We start from the raw sequence: 22,378 nt of genomic DNA, 5'->3' as shown, positions 1-22,378 counted from the left end.
TAAAGAGGATTCTTACTTGAAAAGGAGGATGCCTCATATGTCTGTACTTGATAACTGGCAGGATTGGAAACGGTTTTTAGGGAACAAAATGGATAACGCGGCACATCGCGGAATGCCAGAAGAAGCGATCAACAAACTGGCGCTTGAAATCGGCGATTATCTGCATGCCAATGTGGATCCAAAAAACGAACAAGAACGAGTGCTGTCAGACTTATGGTCTGTTGCCAGCGAATCTGAACAAAAAGTACTAGCGTCTTGCATGATGAAGCTCGTTCAAAAATAATGTAAGTGGAAACCCTTTCCGGCTGTTTGGCGCCGGGAAGGGTTTTCTTTTCACTTCTGCTTTTAAAAATACATAATATCCTTTATTATAGTAAAAGGATCAATGACTGAACGATAGGCATGCCGTAATGGAGGAAGATGATGGTGAAAAAAGAATACTACCTTGAATACAAAATTAAAAAAAACCGTCCAGGCCTGCTTGGTGATATTTCATCTTTGCTTGGCATGCTGTCGATTAACATTGTGACAATTAACGGTGTTGATGATAAAAGCCGCGGCTTATTGATGCGGGCAGAAAGCGAAGATCAAATTAAGCGTCTTGAATCGATTTTAAAAACAATGGATACCATTGATGTCGTGAAGCTGCGCGAACCAAAACTGCGTGATAAAATGGCTGTAAGGCATGGCCGCTATATTGAGCGGGACGAAGATGACCGGAAAACATTTCGCTTTGTACGAAGTGAGCTTGGACTTCTTGTTGATTTTATGGCAGAATTGTACAAAATGGATGGACATCGATTAATTGGCATCCGCGGCATGCCGCGAGTTGGAAAAACGGAATCGATCGTCGCTGCAAGTGTATGTGCGAATAAAAAATGGCTGTTCATGTCGTCGACAATGATTAAGCAGACCGTTCGTGAACAATTGTTACGCGATGAATACAGCCCGAAAAACATTTTTATTTTGGATGGTGTTATCTCTGCTAATCGTGCCGGTGAAAAGCATTGGCAGCTTGTTCGTGAAGTGATGCAGCTTCCAGCGGTGAAAGTTGTGGAACACCCGGACGTATTTGCAGAAAACAGCCCCTATTCAATTGATGATTTCGACTACATCATTGAGCTCCGTAACGAACCGGATGAAGAGATTACGTATGAGGCGGTCGATAAAAATAAGATGTTTCAAGACTCGGAATTCGGTGGGTTTAACTTTTAATATTGGAAGGTGTTATGGGTGACAGAATTAGGAAGAAAATTAAAAGAAGCACGCGAATCAAAAGGGATGTCACTGTCTGACGTTCAGGAATCGACAAAAATTCAAAAGCGTTATCTTGAAGGCATTGAAGAAGGGTCTTATGATATTATGCCGGGCAAGTTTTATGTCCGGGCGTTTATTAAGCAGTATGCTGAGGCAGTGGGATTAAACGCAGAAGAATTATTCGAAGAATTTAAAAGCGAAGTGCCCTCTTCAAAAGAAGATGAAGTGCCGCTTCGTCCAACAGGTTCTGCTGCTACTAGTCAGACGACACGCGTTGATGCGTCCAAACCCGTTCGGGAGTCTTCGAAATTGCTAGATTATTTGCCGAGAATTTTAGTAACAGCTTTTATTATTGGTGCACTCATTTTAGTGTATGTACTTATTCCGAAAAGCGGATCTGAAAGTGATCCTGCTGTAGATGAAGAAGTACAAGTAGAAGAACCAACAACTGAAGCACCGGCTGAAGAAGAAACGCCTGCTGTAGAAGAAGAGGCGGTTGTAGAGGAAGAACCTGAACCAGCTGCACCAGCACAAACACTTTCGGCGGTTTCAACAAGCGGACGCCAGACAGTATATGAACTTTCAGGTGCAGAAACATTTGAAGTAGCAGTAGCGTCAAAAGGTGAAACATGGATTGAAATCACAGACGGAAGCGGCAAAAGTTATTTCAGCGGCATGCTTGCAAATGGTCAAACCCAAACCCATAATATGACTGGTCAAAAGGAAGCGAAAATTAAAGTTGGCTTTGCACCTGACACAGTTATTACGGTGAATGGCGAAACACTTGCGTATAAGCTGCCAGCAGAGGGGCAGGTTCTGCAGGATATTATCATTCGCCCGAAAGCACAATAACGGTCGTTTCTGGAGGGAACAGTTTTGAATTTACCTAATAAAATAACCATTTCACGCATTTTAATGATCCCAGTCTTTATCTTAATTATGTCAGTTGATTTTGGCTGGGGAATGGTTCGCGTGTTTGGCACAGACATGCCGGTTGAACATTTAACCGGAGCGCTTCTTTTTATTGTCGCTTCTACAACAGATTGGATCGACGGCTATATTGCCAGAAAGTACAACCTTGTTACGAATTTCGGCAAATTTCTTGATCCGCTTGCCGATAAACTGCTCGTTTCAGCTGCTCTTATTATTCTAGTAGAGCTTCAATTGGCACCGGCGTGGATTGTCATTGCGATTATTTGCCGAGAATTTGCGGTGACCGGGCTGCGTCTTATTTTAGCGGAAACCGGTGAAGTCGTGGCTGCGAATATGCTTGGGAAGATTAAAACGTGGACGCAGATTATTGCAATAGCTGTATTATTGCTGCATAATGCACCTTTTGAAAGCATGGGCATTCCGTTTGGGGATTTTATGCTTTGGGTTGCATTGTTCTTTACAGTCTGGTCAGGCTGGGATTACTTTAAATTAAATAAAGATGTTTTTAAAAACTCGAAATAACAATAAGACAGGCTGATTGAAAACGCTTGTCTTTCAAGACGCGCAGCCGCGCGAGGAGCGAAGTGACCGTGAGGGGTCATGAGCATCAGAGCCGGCAAGCAACGCAGAAAGCGAGCGTTTATCAACAGCCTGGGGCACCTTGGATTTCCAATGGTGCCTTTCGTCTACCAAAAGGAGAGTATACATACGATGAATGCTGAAATTATTGCAGTAGGATCAGAATTATTGCTCGGACAAATAACGAATACAAATGCCCGCTTTTTATCACAGCACCTGGCGGAAATTGGTGTAAATATTTATTATCATACCGTTGTCGGTGACAACGAAGCGCAGCTTGAAGATGCTGTAATACTTGCGCAAAAGCGGGCGGATCTCATTATTTTTTCAGGCGGACTTGGACCGACAAAAGATGATTTGACGAAAGAAACCATTGCCCGTTTAATTGGAACGACTCTTGAATATAACGAGGAAGCGCTTCAAAGCATAGAAGCTTATTTCGCCAAAACCGGCCGCATTATGACGGAAAACAATAAAAAGCAGGCACTCGTTATAAAAGACAGCATCATTTTGAAAAATGACAACGGAATGGCGCCTGGTATGTTCGCAAAAGCGGATGGAACGTATTATATGCTCCTGCCGGGTCCGCCGCGTGAAATGCAGCCGATGTTTTTAAACTATGGACGCCCGGAAATTTTAAAAACGATGGAAAAAGTGGAACGGATTGAGTCGCGGGTGCTGCGTTTTTTCGGCATCGGCGAGTCGGCTCTTGAAACAGAAATCGATGATATTTTAATGAAGCAGGCAAACCCGACGATTGCGCCGCTTGCAGGAGATGGAGAAGTCATTTTGCGCATTACAGCCAAGCACGAATCGCCAGACGAAGCGTTTCGGCTTATCCAGCAGGCAGAAGAAGAGATTTTGGAAAGAGTAGGTGCTTTTTTCTACGGATATGAAGATACAACTATTGCGGCTGAACTGGCAGCAAAATTGAAAGAAAAGCAAGTAACCATTGCGGCGGCAGAAAGTTTAACCGGCGGATTGTTTTTAGGTGAGTTAACCGCGATTCCAGGTACAAGCGCTTTTGTAAAAGGCGGCGTTGTCTGTTACACGAATGAAGTGAAAGAGCAAGTCTTGCATGTGAACAAAGAAACATTAGACGCTCGCGGTGCAGTCAGTGCGGAATGTGCAAAAGAATTGGCCCAAAATGTGCGCAAGCTGTGCGATGCGCACATTGGAATTAGTTTTACCGGTGTGGCGGGTCCGGATAAACTCGAGGGACAGGAGCCGGGTACAGTGTTTCTAGCTATTGCTTTTGAAGGGAAGGAAACGATTGTTCACCCGCTGAAAATGGCAGGGAGCCGTGCGGGGATTCGCAAACGCACAGTTAAATATGGCTGCCACTATTTGCTTCAGCTGCTTGATTGAATGTTCAGATAATTGATTGACGATTTTTGGGAAAATCGATATACTAACGTCGAATGTACTAGCGCAAGGGGGATTTGTATGGCGAGAGACCAATGGCAGGCAGAAACGAATTTATTGCATGGCGGACAGCAGCCGGATCCGTTTACCGGGGCAAGAGCGGTGCCGATTTATGAAACGACGTCTTACGTATTTAATGATACGGACCATGCGCGGGCCTTATTCGCGCTTGAAGAAGCCGGAAATATTTATACACGAATTACGAATCCGACGGTTGACGTGTTTGAAAAGCGAATCGCGCTTTTAGAAGGCGGTGCGGCGGCAGTGGCACTCTCGTCAGGGATGGCGGCCATTTCATTCGCCATTATGAACGTAGCGCATGCGGGCGATGAAATTGTCGCTGCTGCCAATCTTTACGGCGGCACATATAATTTATTTGCTAACACACTTCCGAAATACGGCATTAACGTAACATTTGTTGATTCGGCTGACCTGGAAAATTTCCGGAAAGCCATTACGCCAAAAACGAAAGCAGTGTTTGCAGAGATTATAGGTAACCCTTCTTTAAGTGTATTAGATATTGAAGCGGTCTCGGAAATTGCTCACGATAATGGCATACCGCTTATTATTGATAATACGTTTGCATCGCCATATGGCTCTCAGCCAATCAAATGGGGGGCGGACATCGTTGTTCACTCTGCGACAAAGTGGATCAGCGGTCATGGAACTGTGATCGGCGGCGTTGTTGTAGACAGCGGCACGTTTAACTGGAATACGGATAAGTTTCCAGGCTTTACGACGCCAGATGAATCATATAACGGCCTAAAATTCGCTGATATTGAAGGACCAGCTTTTGCGATTAAGCTTCGTGTACAGCTTTTGCGTGACTTTGGACCGTCGATCAGTGCAAACAGCGCGTTTTTATTGCTGCAAGGACTTGAAACGCTGCATCTCCGCATTCATCGCCATCATGAAAATACGCAAAAAATCATTGCGTTTTTAAATGATCATCCAGGAGTTGAATGGGTGAAACACCCCTCTTTGCCGGAACACGTTTCCCACGAACTGGCGAAAAAGTATTTAAACGGCACGTTCGGCTCAATTGTCGTATTCGGTATTAAAGGCGGCCGTGATGCCGGTAAAAAAGCAATTGATTCCGTTGAACTTTGGTCACATGTTGCAAACGTTGGCGACGGCAAATCGCTTATCATCCATCCAGCTTCCACAACGCATCAGCAGTTGAGCGAAGAAGGATTAAAAGAGTCAGGCGTCACAGAAGAATTAATTCGTCTTTCTGTCGGATTAGAATCTCCAGACGATTTAATTGCAGACTTAAAACAGGCGATTGAAAAAGGAACGGGAATTTCTTCGTAAAAACAAGTCCTGCCGGTTGTTTCGGCGGGCTTTTTTGGTGGAATGTATGTTATAATAAACAAGTGGCCGGCCGATTGCTGCAGCAAACTCTTCTACTAATCTTCTCATTCTTCAAAGACAGTATTTTGCAAGATTTCTTCCATTTTATCGTTATTTTCCTTTTTTGAAAGCAGGTGAAATAAATCGAATAAATGTTCGTTTTTTGCTTGTAATTCATTGCTGGTTACGGTATAGTTAAGTCAGGTTAAAAAACAACCGACAAAACAGCTGTTCCTAATATAGATATACATTTTTGAAGGAGGAATTTTATAGTGAATGATCGTCAGGCTGCCTTAGATATGGCGCTTAAACAAATTGAAAAGCAATTCGGAAAAGGGTCGATAATGAAGCTTGGAGAACAAGCGGAACGCCGCGTTTCTACAACACCAAGTGGTTCGCTTGCGCTTGATTCAGCGCTTGGCGTAGGCGGCTACCCGCGCGGACGTGTCGTGGAGATTTACGGTCCTGAGAGCTCGGGTAAAACAACGGTTGCTCTTCATGCCATTGCGGAAGTACAGTCAAAAGGCGGACAGGCTGCCTTTATCGATGCTGAGCATGCGCTGGATCCGGTTTACGCTCAAAAGCTTGGGGTAAACATTGATGAGCTTCTTTTATCACAGCCGGATACAGGAGAGCAGGCGTTAGAAATTGCTGAAGCGCTTGTCCGAAGCGGCGCGGTTGATATTATTGTCATTGACTCGGTTGCGGCGCTTGTGCCGAAAGCGGAAATTGAAGGCGAAATGGGTGCCTCGCACGTTGGCTTGCAGGCGCGTCTTATGTCTCAGGCTCTTCGCAAGCTGTCAGGTGCGATTAATAAGTCTAACACAATTGCGATCTTTATTAACCAGATTCGTGAAAAGGTTGGCATTATGTTCGGAAATCCCGAGACAACGCCTGGAGGCCGTGCCCTTAAATTCTACAGCTCTGTCCGTCTTGAAGTAAGACGTGCGGAAGCATTAAAGCAAGGCAATGATATTGTCGGGAATAAAACAAAAATTAAAGTTGTAAAAAATAAAGTAGCACCGCCTTTTAAAGTCGCAGAAGTAGACATTATGTACGGAGAAGGCATTTCACGTGAAGGTGAAATTATTGACCTCGGTTCTGAGGAAGATATCGTCGAAAAAAGCGGTGCCTGGTATTCTTATAACGGCGAACGTCTCGGACAGGGCCGTGAAAATGCAAAACAATTTTTAAAAGAAAACCCGGATATCCGTCATGAAATCATGATGAAAATTCGCGAGCGTTATGGTCTTGATAATATTCAAGAACTGCCGCCGGCGGAAAAAGATAACGAAGCGGACACACTTTTTGACAAAGAATAAGTGGAAAAAGCAGGAGACGGGCATCCCGTTTTCCTGCTTTTTTTGTTGAGCCCTTTAGAAATAAGGTGTTTCATGGAGAAAACCTTGACAATAAAATTTTACACCGATAAAATTAAACTTGTATATTTGACATTTTTTATCTTGAAAATGGAAATGTAGCGCTGTTTGTTTCATAATTTTATGCGACAGCAGCCAACATGTGAAACACATGACAATTATTTATAGCAAGGGGAGGTGAAATGATGGAACCCATTACAATCATCTCCATTTTGCTTGGCCTTATCATTGGTGTCGTTGTTGGCTATTTTGTACGAAAATCAATTGCCGAATCAAAAATCGCGGGCGCACGCAGTGCTGCGGAACAAATTGTAGAAGATGCAAAACGAGAAGCAGAGGCGTCAAAAAAAGAAGCTCTTTTAGAGGCAAAAGATGAAATTCATAAATTGCGTACGGAAACGGAACATGATCTCCGTGAAAGACGAAATGAATTGCAAAAACAGGAAAATCGCCTCCTTCAAAAAGAAGAAAACCTTGATCGAAAGGATGATTCCCTAAATAAGCGGGAAGATACGCTCGAACATAAAGAGGCAGCGTTAAACACAAGACAACAACATATTGAAGAGATGGACAGCAAAGTGGATGAGATGGTGAAAAAGCAGCAATCCGAGCTTGAGCGAATTTCCGCTCTGACACGTGACGAAGCGCGCTCCATCATTTTAGAACGGACTGAACAAGAATTATCCCACGATATTGCCCTCATGGTAAAAGAGAACGAGCATCGTGCGAAGGAAGAATCTGACAAGAAGGCACGAGAAGTATTGTCCCTTGCGATTCAGCGGTGTGCAGCCGATCATGTGGCTGAAACGACTGTATCTGTTGTCACACTGCCGAACGATGAAATGAAAGGGCGCATTATCGGACGTGAAGGCCGCAACATCCGTACACTTGAAACGCTGACAGGCATCGATTTAATTATTGATGATACACCGGAAGCTGTTATTTTGTCCGGCTTTGATCCGATCCGTCGTGAAACAGCCCGAATCGCCTTGGAGAAGCTGGTGCAGGACGGACGTATTCACCCGGCACGCATTGAAGAAATGGTCGACAAAGCGCGGCGTGAGGTAGACGAGCACATTCGTGAAATCGGTGAGCAGACAACATTTGACGTTGGTGTTCACGGATTGCATCCGGATCTCATCAAAATTCTCGGCCGTCTGAAGTACCGGACAAGCTATGGTCAAAACGTACTGAAACACTCCGTTGAAGTCGCTTATTTATCCGGTCTTTTAGCAGCAGAACTCGGTGAAGACGAAACACTTGCCCGCCGTGCAGGACTTCTGCATGATATCGGCAAAGCGGTCGACCATGAAGTGGAAGGCAGCCACGTTGAAATTGGCGTTGAGCTCGGCCAGAAATATAAAGAGCATCCGGTCGTCATCAACAGTATTGCCTCACATCATGGCGACACAGAACCAACATCGGTCATTGCTGTTTTAGTCGCAGCAGCAGACGCATTATCTGCCGCAAGACCAGGTGCGCGGAGTGAAACGCTTGAAAACTATATTCGTCGTTTGGAAAAACTCGAAGAAATTTCGGAATCATATGATGGTGTCGAAAAATCATTTGCCATCCAGGCTGGCCGTGAAGTACGAATCATGGTAAAACCGGAGCAAATTGATGATTTGCAGGCTCACCGACTTGCGCGTGATATACGTAAACGCATTGAAGGGGAACTCGATTATCCAGGCCATATTAAAGTAACCGTTATTCGTGAAACGAGAGCAGTTGAATACGCAAAATAAGTGAAAGCGGTGTGCGAAAATCACACCGCTTTTCTTTTTTTTGAACAGAAAGAAGGAGAAAAATGGATTTATTATTTATAGGGGACGTCGTCGGATCGCCAGGCCGTGACATGGTTAGTGAGTATGTGCCAAGATTAAAGAAAAAATATCGCCCGGGAATAACGATCATTAATGGGGAAAATGCAGCGGGCGGCCGCGGCATTACAGAGAAAATTTACAAAAAATTTATGCAGGACGGAGCGAACGTCGTCACCCTTGGCAACCATGCATGGGACAATAAAGATATTTTTGACTTTATTGATACAGCGAAGTGGCTTGTCCGTCCGGCCAATTTTCCGGCCACCGTTCCAGGTCAGGGCATTGCATACGTACCAGCTGGAGAGTTTGAAGTAGCGGTCATTAATTTGCAGGGCCGTGTTTTTATGAATGATCTTGACTGCCCATTTCATAAAGCAGACCAGCTGGTGGAGGAAGCGAAAAAGCGGACCCCGTTTATCTTTGTAGACTTTCATGCGGAAACAACGAGTGAAAAGCAGGCGATGGGCTGGTTTTTAGATGGGCGGGTTACGGCGGTTGTCGGAACGCATACGCATGTGCAGACAGCGGATAACCGGGTGCTGCCAGGCGGTACCGCTTATTTAACTGATGCAGGGATGACAGGTCCATATGACGGAATTCTTGGCATGGAAAAAGAATCAATTATCCAAAAGTTTCAAAATCAGCTGCCGGCGAGATTTGAAGTGCCGAAAGAAGGACGCACGCAGCTGTCGGGATGCCTTATTCAAACAGATCGAAAAACGGGGCTTGCAAAATCGATTCAACGCCTTTTAATAAACGATGATTACCCTTTTAACGATTATTAATTCATAGCCCCTCTTCATTTGAATATATATGAAAGACGAATGGAGGCTTCAAAAGGGGGATTAGGGAATGGATGTATTAAAAGTATCATCAAAATCAAATCCAAATTCGGTAGCCGGTGCATTGGCCGGAACGATGCGGGAAAAAGGCAGTGCCGAAATACAAGCCGTCGGAGCGGGTGCGCTGAATCAGGCGGTGAAAGCAGTCGCCATTGCAAGAGGATTTGTAGCGCCCGGCGGCATCGATTTAATTTGTATACCCGCTTTTACAAGTATTATGATTGCAGGGGAAGCACGCACGGCAATGAAATTAATTATCCAGTCCCGATAAACATTCCAGCCATTCGGCTGGAATGTTTTTTTACATAAATGTTTTTGCATTTTTCCAATAAAAGAAGTAAACTAGGAATATTGTTTAATCCGATAAACTTAGTTAGTTTTTACATAGAGCGAATGTTTACCAGTTGTAGAACATTCATATAGTGATTTATATATATAAATGATACACTATTAGAAGCAGAAAAATGATGCGGTCATATTTAAAGGAGTGTTTGGAACAATGGCAGAGCAGCTTTCTTGGAAAGTGGGAGGACAGCAAGGGGAAGGAATTGAAAGCACGGGCGAAATTTTCTCTATGGCGTTGAACCGCCTTGGCTATCATTTGTATGGATATCGCCATTTCTCATCCCGTATTAAAGGCGGACACACAAACAATAAAATTCGTGTCAGCACGAAAAAAGTGAGTGCAGTCGCGGATGATCTTGATATATTAGTGGCATTTGACCAGGAAACAATTGATGTTAACTACCAGGAGCTTCATGCGAATGGCATTATTATTGCTGATACAAAGTTCAAGCCGGTAAAGCCTGATGATACAGAAGCGGCTTTTTATGCCGTGCCGTTTACGGAAATTGCGACAGAGCTTGGTACTTCTTTAATGAAAAACATGGTTGCTGTCGGGGCAACATGTTCCATTATTAATTTGGATGCCTCTGTTTTTCTTGAAGTGGTAGAAGAGATTTTCGGCCGTAAAGGTGAAACGGTCGTTCAAAAGAATATGGAAGCGATCCAGCAAGGGTACGACTATATGAAGGAACAGCTTGATGGTGATACAAGTGCACTTCAGCTTCCGCCAGCAGACGGCCAGAAACGCATGTTTATGATCGGAAATGACGCGATTGCGCTTGGTGCACTTGCGGCAGGTGTCCGCTTAATGGCGGCATATCCGATTACGCCGGCCTCTGAAATTATGGAGTATTTAATTAAAAAGCTTCCAAAAGTCGGCGGTACGGTCATCCAAACGGAGGATGAGATTGCGGCGGCAACGATGGCGATTGGCGCCAATTACGGCGGCATTCGTTCTTTTACCGCCTCTGCAGGGCCCGGGCTGTCACTCATGATGGAAGCGATTGGCCTTTCCGGCATGACGGAAACACCGCTTGTTGTCATTGACACACAGCGCGGGGGGCCATCAACGGGTCTTCCGACAAAACAGGAACAATCCGACTTAATGGCGATGATTTACGGCACACATGGTGAAATTCCGAAAGTCGTCATTGCGCCGGGTACAGCGGAAGAAGGCTTTTATGATACGGTTGAAGCGTTTAATATTGCAGAAGAGTATCAGGTGCCGGTCATCTTGTTATCCGATCTGCAGCTGTCACTTGGCAAGCATACGGTTGAACCACTTGACTACAGTAAAGTACACATCCGCCGGGGAAAACTTTTAAAAGGCGGTATTGAACCACGCGTGGATAAATCATACTTTAAACGATATGAAGTGACAGAAGACGGCGTATCCCCGCGTGTTATTCCAGGCGTAAGCGGCGGTATTCACCACGTGACAGGCGTTGAGCACGATGAAACAGGCAAGCCTTCTGAATCACCGGCAAACCGGAAAGCGCAGATGGACAAGCGTATGAGAAAGATCAGTCAGCTGCCAAATGTCTTTCCGAATCCTATTTACAAAAATGCCAAACACGAAGAAGCGGATCTTTTACTGATAGGCTTTAACTCAACGGGCGGTGCGATCGAAGAAGCGATGGAACGTCTGGAAGCGGACGGTTTGAAAGTAAACCACGCGCGTGTTCGTCTCGTTCACCCATTCCCGACATATGAAATTTTGCCGCTTATTGAATCGGCAAAAAATGTGGCGGTCGTTGAAAACAATGCGACTGGACAACTGGCAAGCATTATTAAAATGAACGCCGGCTATCCGCAAAAAATTAAAAGCATCTTGAAATATGACGGCAATCCGTTTTTGCCGCATCATATTGTTGAGAGCAGCAAGGAGCTGATTTAATTATGTCAACAACAGCAGCAACTCCTACGTTTAAAGATTTCCGGAATAATGTGAAGCCAAACTGGTGTCCCGGGTGCGGTGATTTTTCCGTACAGGCGGCGATTCAGCGTGCGGCGGCGAATGTCGGCTTGACGCCTGAAAAACTGGCTGTTATTTCCGGCATAGGCTGTTCAGGACGTATTTCGGGCTATATTAATTCATATGGACTTCATGGCATTCATGGCCGGGCGCTTCCTATCGCGCAAGGTGTGAAAATGGCGAATAAAGACTTAACGGTTATTGCGTCCGGTGGTGACGGCGACGGCTTTGCGATTGGGATGGGTCATACCATTCATGCCATGCGCCGCAACATTGACTTAACGTATATTGTCATGGATAACCAAATTTATGGATTAACGAAAGGACAGACGTCTCCGCGTTCAGCGGCCGGGTTTAAAACAAAATCAACACCGCTCGGTTCGATTGAACAGACATTGTCACCAATGCAGCTCGCCGTAACAACAGGCGCGACATTTGTCGCCCAAAGCTTTTCAACCGATTTAAAAGATTTGACGGCGATCATTGAAGCCGGAATTAATCATAAAGGTTTTTCACTCATTAACGTATTCAGCCCGTGTGTTACATACAATAAAGTGAACACATACGACTGGTTTAAAGAAAATCTAACAAAGCTTTCAACAATTGAAGGCTACGATCCGGCGGATCGCCAAGGCGCGATGAACACACTCATGCAACATGACGATCTTGTTACAGGAATCATTTACCAGGACACTGAGCGTCCATCGTACCAGGAGCTTGTAGAAGGCTATGCCCAAACGCCGCTCTCAGAAGCAGAATTGGATCTTGGCGCGGAGGCATTTGATCAGCTGGTCAAAGAGTTTATGTAATTTTTATGGCGCAGAGAAGCGAAATCTCTGCGTCTTTTTCTGGCGCGCGCTTGAGTAGAGTCTTTCGACGGTATATACTTAGGAAATGTGCACGATAGTTTGAAAGATCGGAAAGGGGATTTACCATGAACGAAGAACAAAGAAAAGACAGTGAACAGGCTTATCCATCGGACAAAAAATCCGCCAAGGATTACAGCCGGTATTTTGAAACGGTCTACACGCCGCCTTCTTTAAAAGATGCAAAAAAGCGCGGGAAAGAAGAAGTGGCCTATCATCACGACTTTAAAATTGATGAGCGTTTTCAAGGAATGGGCAAAGGCAAAAACTTTTATATTCGTACGTACGGCTGCCAAATGAACGCACACGATACCGAAGTGATGGCGGGCATTTTCATGGCGCTTGGCTACAATGTAGTAGAAACAGCAGAAGAAGCGGATGTGATTTTGTTAAATACGTGTGCTATCCGTGAAAATGCGGAAAACAAAGTATTTGGCGAAATCGGCTTCTTGAAGCATTTAAAGAGGGACAATCCGAACTTGCTGCTCGGCGTTTGCGGCTGCATGTCACAGGAAGAATCCGTCGTTAATAAAATCTTAAAATCGTACCACCATGTCGATATGATTTTTGGGACGCATAACATTCATCGTCTGCCGGAAATTTTAAATGAAGCGTACATGTCTAAAGAAATGGTCATTGAAGTGTGGTCAAAAGAAGGCGACGTTATTGAAAACCTGCCGAAAAAGCGGCGGGGCAGCGTAAAAGCATGGGTCAACATTATGTATGGCTGTGACAAGTTCTGTACGTACTGCATCGTACCGTATACACGCGGTAAAGAGCGGAGCCGCCGGCCGGATGAGATTATCCAGGAAGTACGCCAGCTTGCCGCACAGGGCTATCAGGAAGTCATGCTGCTTGGACAAAACGTGAACGCGTATGGAAAAGATTTTGATGATATCGAATATCGACTTGGCGATCTAATGGATGAAATCCGCCAGATCGGCATTCCGCGCGTGCGCTTTACAACAAGCCACCCGCGTGATTTTGACGATCATTTAATCCAAGTCCTTGCAAAAGGCGGCAATTTAATGGATCACATTCATCTGCCCGTACAAAGCGGTTCAACAGATGTATTGAAAATTATGGCCCGCAAATATACACGTGAGCAGTTTTTAGAGCTTGTCCGCAAAATTAAAACGGCCATGCCGGACGTTGCACTGACAACGGATATTATCGTCGGCTACCCGAATGAAACGGATGAACAGTTTGAGGAAACAATGTCGCTGTACCGTGAAGTTGGGTTTGAAATGGCGTATACGTACGTTTATTCGCCGCGTGAAGGAACACCAGCCGCTAAAATGACGGACAATGTACCGATGGACGTGAAAAAAGCACGACTGCAGCGTTTAAATGCGCTTGTGAACGAATTGTCAAGTGAATCAATGAAGCGGTATAAAGGACAGATTGTCGATGTGCTGATCGAAGGGGAAAGCAAGAAAAACCCGGATGTTCTCGCCGGCTATACATCGAAAAGCAAGCTCGTTAACGTAAAAGCACCGAAATCCGCGATCGGAAAAATTATTCCGGTGAAAATCATTGAAACGAAGTCGTGGTCAATGGACGGAGAAGCAGTAGAAATCGAAAAAATGGCCGAGGTGAATTAATATGGAAAAGACAATCTATACAAAAGATGAGATTATTGCCAAAGCAACAGAGATCGCCAACATGATTTCCGCGACAGAAGAAGTGGAATTTTTCAAGCAGGCAGAAGCGAAAATTCATGAAAACCAAAAGCTGCGTGAAAAAATGGCCGGGTTAAAAAGCCTGCAAAAACAAGCCGTTAATTTTCAGCACTATAAAAAAGTCGAAGCGCTCAAAATGGTAGAGGAAAAAATAGCTAAAATTGAGCAGGAGCTTGATGAAATGCCGATTGTTCAGCAGTTTAAGCAGTCGCAGACCGATGTGAACGAAATTTTGCAAATGGTTGCAACAGCGATTTCCAATAAAGTAACCGATAATATTATTAGCGAAACAGGCGGCGATCTTCTTCGCGGCGAAACAGGCGCTCAAGTGCAAAACAGCACACCGGGCAGCTGCTGATCATTTTTCATCCTGCCTGTTACAGGCAGGATTTTTTCATTTAGCCAGGTGCTTGCCGCTCATAAACAGCTGCCCCGCGCTGCTTTTAAATTATTGGGCACCGGACTTACTCTCCCTGCATACAATACAAAGACCACATCAGAGGAGGGACAACAGATTGAGCCAATATCGCGAGATCATTACGAAGTCCGTCGTTGCCAAAGGCCGAAAATATACACAGACGCACCATACTATTTTGCCGCCGAATAAGCCGTCAGGTATTTTAGGGTGCTGGATTATCAACCACGAATACAAAGCGAAAAAATCAGGCAAAAAAGTGGACGTATTCGGCACGTATGAAATTAACGTCTGGTACTCGTACCAAAACCATACGAAAACGGCTGTTGTCACGGATAAAGTAGAATATAAAGACGTCATCAATTTAACGTATCGTGACGACGACTGCGAAGGCGATGACGACGTCTGGGTAAAAGTCTTGCAGCAGCCAAACTGTCAGGAAGCGGTCATTTCAGAATCCGGCACGAAAATTAATGTGCAGGCAGAACGGGAATTGACGGTGGAAGTGACGGGAGAAACGAAAGTGACTGTAGCGTTTCATGACTACGAAGACGAGTGGGACTGCGAGCGGGAAACAGCGGAAGAACATTACGACAAGTAAAATGGGCGGCGGGAAACGAACTGTTTTCCCGCTTTTTTTCTGTGTGCTATACTAACAAAAGAAGAAAGACAGAGAGGAAAACGACATGTCACAATATACTCCAATGATCCAGCAATATTTGCGTGTAAAGGCAGACTATGAAGATGCCTTTTTATTTTTTCGCCTTGGCGACTTTTACGAAATGTTTTTTCAGGATGCATTAAGGGCAAGCCAAATTTTAGAAATTACCTTAACATCGCGTGATGGCGGCAGTGCAGACCGGATTCCGATGTGCGGAGTGCCGTATCATTCAGCGAAAGGGTACATAGAACGGTTAATTGCGGCAGGCCATAAGGTAGCGATCTGCGAGCAGCGTGAAGATCCGAAGCAGGCAAAGGGTGTCATTAAACGGGAAGTCGTACAGGTCATTACACCGGGGACGATGATGGAAGGAGCGGGTATTCAGGAAAAAGAAAACCATTATCTTGCCACATTTGAGCACAAGGACAGTGAATACGCGATTGCGGCAGCCGATGTCACAACCGGGGAGTGCAAAACAGCCGTGTTCGCGACATTTGACGCCGCGGTCCATGAGCTCGCTGCCTATGGCGTAAAAGAAGTCATTACAGACGGATCCTGGAATGAATCAGAAAAAAAACAAATTCACGGCAGGCTTAGTGCGGTCATTTCAGTGGAAGAGCAGGTGGAAACGGAAGCATTTCATGGCCTGCTGGCTAATTTAACACATGAATTAACACGTCAAGCGTCTGCCCGTCTTTATCATTATTTGCACCGGACTCAAAAGCGCAGCCTTGACCATTTACAGGCGGCGGAGCCATATGAAATTCGCGATTACATGAACATTGATTATTTTTCAAAGCGAAATTTGGAACTGACTGAAACGATCCGGTCGAAAGGGAAAAAAGGATCGCTGCTCTGGCTTCTTGATGAAACGAAAACGGCAATGGGCGGCCGGCTGCTGAAACAATGGATCGATCGTCCGCTTTTAAGCGAAAAAGACATTAACCGCCGTCTCGGCATTGTTGAAACGTTTATCACAGCTTTCTTTGAGCGGGAAGAGCTGCGTGAACAGCTGAAAGAAGTATATGACCTGGAACGACTTGCAGGCAGGGTGGCATTTGGCAATGTGAACGCACGCGATCTTGTTCAGCTGAAAAAATCACTTGGACAAATTCCGCAGCTGACGAATTTATTAAAACAAATTAACGGAACCGAATTAAACGCACTGGCGAATAAGCTTGACCCATGTACTGAACTGTTTGAGGAGCTTGACCGGGCGCTTATTGAAGAGCCGCCGATTTCGGTGAAAGAAGGCGGCATGATTCGAGACGGATTCCATGCACAGCTTGACGAATACCGTGATGCTACGCGAAACGGCAAGCAGTGGATTGCGGAGCTCGAAAAAGAAGAACGGATAAAAACAGGCATTAAATCGCTTAAAATTGGCTACAACCGCATCTTCGGCTATTACATTGAAGTAACGAAAGCGAATCTCGGCTTGCTTGAAGAAGGGCGTTATGAACGAAAGCAGACGCTCGCCAACTGTGAACGGTTTGTCACACCGGAATTAAAAGAAAAAGAGACGCTTATTTTAGAAGCAAATGAAAAAATGATAGAACTAGAATACGAGTTGTTTTCACAGCTTCGTGAGCATGTGAAGCAGTTTATTCCACGCCTTCAAAACCTTGCCCGGATGGTGAGTGAAATTGATGTGCTGCAATGTTTTGCGGCTGTAAGCGAAGCGCGCCGATTTGCCCGACCCGCGTTTTCAGTGGACGGAAATATGCGCATAAAAGAAGGCCGCCATCCGGTTATTGAAAAAGTGATCGACGCACAAGGCTTTGTCCCGAATGACTGCCGGATGGAATCGGGGCGTCAGGTGCTGCTTATTACCGGACCGAACATGTCTGGTAAAAGTACGTATATGCGCCAGACGGCTTTAATTGCGATATTAGCGCAAATCGGCTGTTATGTACCAGCCGACGAAGCCGTCCTGCCAATTTTCGATCAAATTTTCACCCGAATTGGCGCGGCGGATGATTTGGTTTCCGGACAAAGTACGTTTATGGTGGAAATGCTTGAAGCAAAACATGCGATTGTCAGCGCAACGAGTCGTTCGCTTATTTTATTTGATGAAATCGGCCGCGGGACGTCCACGTACGATGGAATGGCGCTTGCACAGGCAATGATTGAGTATATTCATACAAACATTGGCGCGAAAACGTTATTTTCCACCCATTATCATGAATTAACCGTACTTGAAGAATCACTTGACCATATGCAAAACGTCCACGTAACCGCGGTGGAGCAGGATGGAAAAGTAGTATTTCTCCACAAAGTAAAAGATGGAGCGGCTGATAAAAGTTATGGGATCCATGTAGCACAGCTTGCGGGACTGCCGGATTCTGTTCTAAAGCGCGCGGACGAGCTGCTGCAATCATTTGAAAATAAGGAAGAAAAAGCAGTGCCTCCTGTGCTTGTTCAAGAAGGGCAGCTTTCCTTCTTTGAGGAGAAGCCGTCAGCTAAACAAAAATCATTTAAAAAAGAAGATCCAGCCCTTATCGCCAAATTGTTAAGTTATGACATTATGGAAATGACACCGATGGAAGCAATGAATACGTTATATGCGCTGCAAAAAGAAGCAAAAAAATGAGGTGAACCGACATGGGAATAATCCGCCAGCTTGATGAATCTCTTTCAAATAAAATTGCGGCCGGTGAGGTCGTTGAGCGTCCGGCGTCCGTTGTAAAAGAACTGACGGAAAATGCGATTGATGCCGGCAGTACCGTTGTGGAAATTGACGTAGAGGAAGCGGGACTTGGGCTTATCCGTCTTACAGACAACGGATCCGGCATTGAACCGGATGATATAGAGCGGGCTTTTTATCGTCACGCGACCAGCAAAATTAAAGATGAAAATGATTTGTTTCGCATTCGGACACTCGGTTTTCGAGGCGAAGCACTGCCGAGCATCGCCTCTGTTTCCGATGTTAAGATGGCTACGTCAACTGGCAGTGGGGAGGGCATGGAAATAGTCTTGTCGGGCGGGGCAATTCAATCAAAACAGCCGGGGCCTGCCCGAAAAGGAACGGAAATTACTGTATCAAACTTGTTTTTTAATACACCGGCGCGCCTGAAATATATGAAAAGTGTTCATACAGAGCTTGGCAACATTACGGATGCGGTTAATAGAATGGCGCTCAGCCGTCCGGATGTATCTTTCCGGCTGCGTCATAATGGCCGTGAATTGTTAAAAACAAATGGAAGCGGTGACGCGAGACAAGTACTGGCTGCCATTTACGGCATCTCCATTGCAAAACAAATGATTCCGATTCATGCCGAGTCTCTGGATTTTACGATTTCGGGATTTATTTCACTGCCGGAAGTAACACGGGCTTCCCGTAACTACATGTCTATGATGGTCAATGGCCGGTTTATTAAAAATTTCAAAGTGGCCCATGCGATAACAGAAGGCTATCATACGTTTTTGCCAATTGGGCGCTATCCGATTGTCCTTTTAAACATCGACATGGACCCCTTGCTTGTCGATGTGAATGTTCACCCGGCAAAGCTTGAAGTGCGTTTCAGCAAGGAACAGGAACTGTGTGCGCTCATTACGGAGACGGTGAAAGCCGCATTGCGAAAAGAGACGTTAATTCCGGACGCGCTGCCTGTATTAAAAAAGCGAAAAGATTTTACCGAACAGCGGGCATTCCAGTTTGAACCCCCGCGATCTAAGCCTGCTCCGATGCCGCCGAAACAAGAAGTAGAAAAGCTGTATAAGCCTGAATTCTACAACGAACCGGTTAAAGAATCACCGCAAGAAAGTATTATTGAAGAACAGCAGAGAGCAGTTCCTGCTGTAAAACCGCCACCAGAAACCATTAAAGCCGATACAGAGCGAATGCCGATGCTTTATCCAATTGGCCAGATGCACGGCACGTATATTTTTGCTCAAAATGAAAACGGATTGTATATGATTGACCAGCACGCCGCCCAGGAGCGGCTGAAATATGAATATTTCAGGGAAAAGGTCGGCCAGACAGAGCCGGAGCTTCAGGAACTGCTTATTCCGATGACATTTGATTTTTCCGCAGATGAATGGATGAAAATCGAGGAAAATAAAGCGGCGCTTGAAGAAGTCGGCGTCTTTCTAGAGCCCTTCGGTGATAAATCATATATAGTTCGTTCACATCCCGTCTGGTTTCCAAAAAATGAAGAACGCGACGTCATTGAAGAAATGATTGAGGAAGTTCTTGCGATGAAAAAGCCGGATGTGAAAAAGATTCGGGAAGAAGCGGCCATTTTAATGAGCTGTAAAGGATCAATTAAAGCAAACCGCCATCTCCGGAATGATGAAATTGAGCGGCTGCTCGGGGATCTTAGAGAAAGCAGTGACCCATTCACATGTCCGCACGGCCGTCCGATTACAATTCATTTGTCTAATTACGATATTGAAAAGATGTTTAAACGAATTATGTAAAGAGGTGGCGCCATGTCATTTAACGGACAACTTGTTTTGCCGGCCATCCGGTCAATGAAAGACTTTGAAAAAATGCTGTCGATGAACTACGAATATGGCGTTTTTTTGGATTTGCACATTGGCATGGTCAAAAGTGTGCTCGATTTAGCAAGGCAAAACGAGAAAAACATGTTTGTTCATTTGGATTTAATCAGCGGACTTTCCGGCGATGAGCACGGCGTTGAATTTATTGCCCGCTATGCAAAGCCGTACGGTATTATTTCAACTAAAGGCAGTGCGCTGATCAAAGCAAAGCAAAAAGGACTCGTTGCCACGCAGCGGGCGTTTATCCTCGACTCCAACGCTCTTAACCGCAGCGTGAAGCTCGCGCAAAAAGCCAACCCGGATTATATTGAAGTACTGCCGGGCGTGGCGCCGAAGATTATTGACCTTATTCGGCAGGGAACGGGAAAACCGGTTTTTGCCGGAGGGTTGATTGATACGAAAGAAGAAGTGGAAGCAGCGTTAAAAGCAGGAGCTTCAGCAGTAACAACGTCAAACGTTGATTTGTGGAAAGAATTTTCTAAAAGGTAAAAAAGCGGAGCCAGCCGGCTTCGCTTTTTTTATTTTGCACCAAACAGCTCATATTCTGGCAGCGGCTGGCCCATTTGAGTGAGTGACTGCTCCACATGCGTTACCGCTTTTTTCAAAATAGCTACCCGCGCATATTTTTTGTCGTTTCCTTCAATTACATGCCACGGAGCATAGGCATGATCGGTTTTGCTAAGCATTTCTTCGGCTGCTTTTACATACATTCCCCACTTTTTCCGGTTGCGCCAGTCTTCGTCGGTAATTTTCCACCGTTTTATCGGATCCTGCTGCCGTTCTTCAAACCGGCGCAGCTGCTCATCTTTTGAAATATGCACCCAGAATTTCACCATTATGTATCGTTCATCGGTTAGTGATTTTTCGAATGCGTTAATTTCATCGTAAGCCCGTTTCCATTCCCGATGGCCAGCGTATCCTTCAATTCGTTCGACGAGTACACGCCCGTACCATGACCGGTCAAAAATCGCAATTTGTCCGTGCTGCGGCAGCTTTCGCCAGAACCGCTGCAAATAATGGTAGCGAAGTTCATGAGGCGCTGGCGCTGAAATCGGATGCACGAGAACGCCGCGTGGATCAAGCTGTTCATTCATTCGTTTGATGGCACCGCCTTTTCCGGCTGCATCCATTCCTTCAAACACAATAATCAATCCGATTTTTTCCTGAAACAGCATCTGCTGCAGGGCGAGCAGACGACGCTGATATTTTTCCAGCTTTACTTTATATTCTTTTTTATCCGTTAATGGTTTGCCCTGTTTTAATTTTTCTAGCTCAATGTCCATGGTCATTCCTCCCTTTTTTTATCATACCCGTTATTTGATTGCTTTCAACATGTCAAAAAACAATTTGACAACGCTTTCAAAATCGTGTATGATAAACGCAAGTTCATAAATTAGTGACCGAGAACATGGAGACTCACATTGACACCCGCTACTGGGATCAGTGTGAGTTTTTTTGTTTCCTGTCTTTGACGATCCCGGGCGTAAAAGGGTGAAAAAAACAAGAAGAAGGGATGAGGATGGAATGACACCATTTATGGGAGAACTGATCGGTACGGCTTTATTAATTGTTTTAGGCGCGGGGGTATGTGCCAACACAAATCTGAAAAAATCATTTGCCAACGGCGGTGGCTGGATCGTTATTTCGTTTGGATGGGGGCTTGCTGTTGCAATGGCTGTTTATGCGGTAGGCGGTGTAAGCGGTGCTCATTTGAATCCGGCTGTAACAATTGCATTGGCGATTACCAGTTCTTTTCCATGGTCAGATGTTGTATCATATATAACAGCTCAAATAATCGGTGCTATTATTGGCTCATCAGTGGTTTTCTTACATTTTCTTCCTCACTGGGAAGAGACAGAAGATCCCGGCACAAAGCTTGGCGTTTTCGCCACGTCACCAGCGGTTAACCGTCCATATGCAAACATCATTAGTGAAGTGATTGGGACGTTTATTTTAATTATCGGTTTGTTAACGATTGGAGCCAACGAATTTACAGATGGATTAAACCCGTTAATTGTCGGCTTTTTAATCATTGCTATCGGACTATCACTCGGCGGTACAACAGGTTACGCGATTAATCCGGCTCGGGATCTCGGTCCCCGGATCGCGCATTTCCTTCTTCCGATCGCCGGTAAAGGGGGCTCCAATTGGAAGTATGCGTGGATTCCTGTGGCAGGACCTATTATGGGAGCTGTACTTGCCGCCTTTTTTTATAAAGGCTTTTTTCTTAATGAAGGTACAGGCGCATTTTATATTACACTGGCAGCATCGGTTATTTTGATTATAATGATCAAAATTGTTTCAACTGGTGCATCTGTTCAGGCATATACAAAATAA

The 22,378-nt window shown here is 45.1% G+C and carries 20 protein-coding genes; 19 read left to right on the top strand and 1 reads right to left on the bottom strand.

All coding sequences use genetic code 11. The features are described from left to right. Positions 1-37 precede the first annotated feature (37 nt). From BA724_RS14195 to BA724_RS14110, 18 genes are all read left to right on the top strand, one after another. The gene (locus tag BA724_RS14195; RefSeq protein ID WP_069939338.1) at positions 38-283 is read left to right on the top strand and encodes a DUF3243 domain-containing protein; all 246 of its coding nucleotides are present in this window, start codon (positions 38-40) and stop codon (positions 281-283) included. A 140-nt stretch (positions 284-423) separates the two neighbouring features. Beyond that, a complete protein-coding gene (locus BA724_RS14190) occupies positions 424-1,215 on the top strand; it encodes a YmfK family protein (RefSeq protein ID WP_069939337.1) in 792 nt (263 codons plus the stop codon). Positions 1,216-1,233: 18 nt separating this feature from the next. Continuing rightward, the gene (locus BA724_RS14185; protein ID WP_069939336.1) at positions 1,234-2,109 is read left to right on the top strand and encodes a helix-turn-helix domain-containing protein; all 876 of its coding nucleotides are present in this window, start codon (positions 1,234-1,236) and stop codon (positions 2,107-2,109) included. Positions 2,110-2,133: 24 nt separating this feature from the next. Continuing rightward, on the top strand, positions 2,134-2,712 hold the full coding sequence (gene pgsA, locus BA724_RS14180) for a CDP-diacylglycerol--glycerol-3-phosphate 3-phosphatidyltransferase (protein WP_069939335.1): 579 nt from the start codon (positions 2,134-2,136) through the stop codon (positions 2,710-2,712). Between the two features lie 189 nt (positions 2,713-2,901). After that, positions 2,902-4,137: a competence/damage-inducible protein A gene (locus tag BA724_RS14175; RefSeq protein ID WP_069939334.1), complete on the top strand. Its 1,236-nt coding sequence runs from the start codon at positions 2,902-2,904 to the stop codon at positions 4,135-4,137. 78 nt (positions 4,138-4,215) lie between these two features. Further along, positions 4,216-5,508: an O-acetylhomoserine aminocarboxypropyltransferase/cysteine synthase family protein gene (locus BA724_RS14170; RefSeq protein WP_069939333.1), complete on the top strand. Its 1,293-nt coding sequence runs from the start codon at positions 4,216-4,218 to the stop codon at positions 5,506-5,508. Between the two features lie 311 nt (positions 5,509-5,819). Then, positions 5,820-6,869: a recombinase RecA gene (gene recA, locus BA724_RS14165; RefSeq protein WP_069939332.1), complete on the top strand. Its 1,050-nt coding sequence runs from the start codon at positions 5,820-5,822 to the stop codon at positions 6,867-6,869. 242 nt (positions 6,870-7,111) lie between these two features. Continuing rightward, on the top strand, positions 7,112-8,671 hold the full coding sequence (gene rny / locus BA724_RS14160) for a ribonuclease Y (RefSeq protein ID WP_069939331.1): 1,560 nt from the start codon (positions 7,112-7,114) through the stop codon (positions 8,669-8,671). 62 nt (positions 8,672-8,733) lie between these two features. Then, positions 8,734-9,534 carry a TIGR00282 family metallophosphoesterase gene (locus tag BA724_RS14155; protein ID WP_069939330.1) on the top strand — a complete coding sequence of 267 codons (801 nt, stop codon included), beginning with the start codon at positions 8,734-8,736 and terminating at the stop codon, positions 9,532-9,534. 67 nt (positions 9,535-9,601) lie between these two features. Next, a complete protein-coding gene (locus BA724_RS14150; protein WP_069939329.1) occupies positions 9,602-9,862 on the top strand; it encodes a stage V sporulation protein S in 261 nt (86 codons plus the stop codon). Between the two features lie 228 nt (positions 9,863-10,090). After that, a complete protein-coding gene (locus tag BA724_RS14145; protein ID WP_069939328.1) occupies positions 10,091-11,833 on the top strand; it encodes a 2-oxoacid:acceptor oxidoreductase subunit alpha in 1,743 nt (580 codons plus the stop codon). 2 nt (positions 11,834-11,835) lie between these two features. Next, positions 11,836-12,720, top strand: a complete 885-nt coding sequence (locus BA724_RS14140; protein WP_069939327.1) for a 2-oxoacid:ferredoxin oxidoreductase subunit beta — start codon at positions 11,836-11,838, stop codon at positions 12,718-12,720. 125 nt (positions 12,721-12,845) lie between these two features. Then, positions 12,846-14,381 carry a tRNA (N6-isopentenyl adenosine(37)-C2)-methylthiotransferase MiaB gene (gene miaB, locus BA724_RS14135; RefSeq protein ID WP_069939326.1) on the top strand — a complete coding sequence of 512 codons (1,536 nt, stop codon included), beginning with the start codon at positions 12,846-12,848 and terminating at the stop codon, positions 14,379-14,381. A gap of 1 nt (position 14,382) precedes the next feature. Beyond that, positions 14,383-14,817: a YlbF/YmcA family competence regulator gene (locus tag BA724_RS14130; RefSeq protein ID WP_069939325.1), complete on the top strand. Its 435-nt coding sequence runs from the start codon at positions 14,383-14,385 to the stop codon at positions 14,815-14,817. Between the two features lie 157 nt (positions 14,818-14,974). Continuing rightward, complete coding sequence (gene cotE / locus BA724_RS14125; RefSeq protein ID WP_069939324.1) at positions 14,975-15,475, top strand: outer spore coat protein CotE; 501 nt, start codon at positions 14,975-14,977, stop codon at positions 15,473-15,475. 85 nt (positions 15,476-15,560) lie between these two features. Next, the gene (gene mutS / locus BA724_RS14120) at positions 15,561-18,128 is read left to right on the top strand and encodes a DNA mismatch repair protein MutS (protein WP_069939323.1); all 2,568 of its coding nucleotides are present in this window, start codon (positions 15,561-15,563) and stop codon (positions 18,126-18,128) included. Positions 18,129-18,139: 11 nt separating this feature from the next. After that, positions 18,140-19,957 (top strand): DNA mismatch repair endonuclease MutL, encoded by a 1,818-nt coding sequence (mutL, locus tag BA724_RS14115; RefSeq protein WP_069939322.1) that lies wholly within the window; start codon positions 18,140-18,142, stop codon positions 19,955-19,957. 12 nt (positions 19,958-19,969) lie between these two features. Beyond that, positions 19,970-20,530 carry a glycerol-3-phosphate responsive antiterminator gene (locus BA724_RS14110; protein WP_069939321.1) on the top strand — a complete coding sequence of 187 codons (561 nt, stop codon included), beginning with the start codon at positions 19,970-19,972 and terminating at the stop codon, positions 20,528-20,530. A 29-nt stretch (positions 20,531-20,559) separates the two neighbouring features. On the opposite strand, the gene BA724_RS14105 is transcribed toward BA724_RS14110, so the two are convergent. Next, complete coding sequence (locus BA724_RS14105; protein WP_069939320.1) at positions 20,560-21,324, bottom strand: polyphosphate kinase 2 family protein; 765 nt, start codon at positions 21,322-21,324, stop codon at positions 20,560-20,562. Positions 21,325-21,565: 241 nt separating this feature from the next. On the opposite strand from BA724_RS14105, the gene BA724_RS14100 reads away from it, so the two are divergent. Further along, positions 21,566-22,378, top strand: coding sequence for an MIP/aquaporin family protein (locus BA724_RS14100; protein ID WP_069939319.1), 813 nt, complete (start codon positions 21,566-21,568; stop codon positions 22,376-22,378).

This window comes from Domibacillus iocasae, assembly GCF_001750285.1.
GTDB lineage: Bacteria > Bacillota > Bacilli > Bacillales > Domibacillaceae > Domibacillus > Domibacillus iocasae.
This window is presented reverse-complemented; position numbering and strand designations above follow the sequence as displayed.

Bases quoted from the DNA above. Each gene is read 5' to 3' on its own strand.
- BA724_RS14130 (WP_069939325.1), top strand. From the start codon at position 14,383: ATGGAAAAGACAATCTATACAAAAGATGAGATTATTGCCAAAGCAACA.
- BA724_RS14140 (WP_069939327.1), top strand. From the start codon at position 11,836: ATGTCAACAACAGCAGCAACTCCTACGTTTAAAGATTTCCGGAATAAT.
- miaB (WP_069939326.1), top strand. From the start codon at position 12,846: ATGAACGAAGAACAAAGAAAAGACAGTGAACAGGCTTATCCATCGGAC.
- BA724_RS14105 (WP_069939320.1), bottom strand. From the start codon at position 21,324: ATGGACATTGAGCTAGAAAAATTAAAACAGGGCAAACCATTAACGGAT.
- BA724_RS14155 (WP_069939330.1), top strand. From the start codon at position 8,734: ATGGATTTATTATTTATAGGGGACGTCGTCGGATCGCCAGGCCGTGAC.
- BA724_RS14170 (WP_069939333.1), top strand. From the start codon at position 4,216: ATGGCGAGAGACCAATGGCAGGCAGAAACGAATTTATTGCATGGCGGA.
- mutS (WP_069939323.1), top strand. From the start codon at position 15,561: ATGTCACAATATACTCCAATGATCCAGCAATATTTGCGTGTAAAGGCA.
- BA724_RS14195 (WP_069939338.1), top strand. From the start codon at position 38: ATGTCTGTACTTGATAACTGGCAGGATTGGAAACGGTTTTTAGGGAAC.
- BA724_RS14145 (WP_069939328.1), top strand. From the start codon at position 10,091: ATGGCAGAGCAGCTTTCTTGGAAAGTGGGAGGACAGCAAGGGGAAGGA.
- rny (WP_069939331.1), top strand. From the start codon at position 7,112: ATGGAACCCATTACAATCATCTCCATTTTGCTTGGCCTTATCATTGGT.
- BA724_RS14110 (WP_069939321.1), top strand. From the start codon at position 19,970: ATGTCATTTAACGGACAACTTGTTTTGCCGGCCATCCGGTCAATGAAA.
- mutL (WP_069939322.1), top strand. From the start codon at position 18,140: ATGGGAATAATCCGCCAGCTTGATGAATCTCTTTCAAATAAAATTGCG.
- BA724_RS14150 (WP_069939329.1), top strand. From the start codon at position 9,602: ATGGATGTATTAAAAGTATCATCAAAATCAAATCCAAATTCGGTAGCC.
- BA724_RS14175 (WP_069939334.1), top strand. From the start codon at position 2,902: ATGAATGCTGAAATTATTGCAGTAGGATCAGAATTATTGCTCGGACAA.
- BA724_RS14100 (WP_069939319.1), top strand. From the start codon at position 21,566: ATGACACCATTTATGGGAGAACTGATCGGTACGGCTTTATTAATTGTT.
- BA724_RS14190 (WP_069939337.1), top strand. From the start codon at position 424: ATGGTGAAAAAAGAATACTACCTTGAATACAAAATTAAAAAAAACCGT.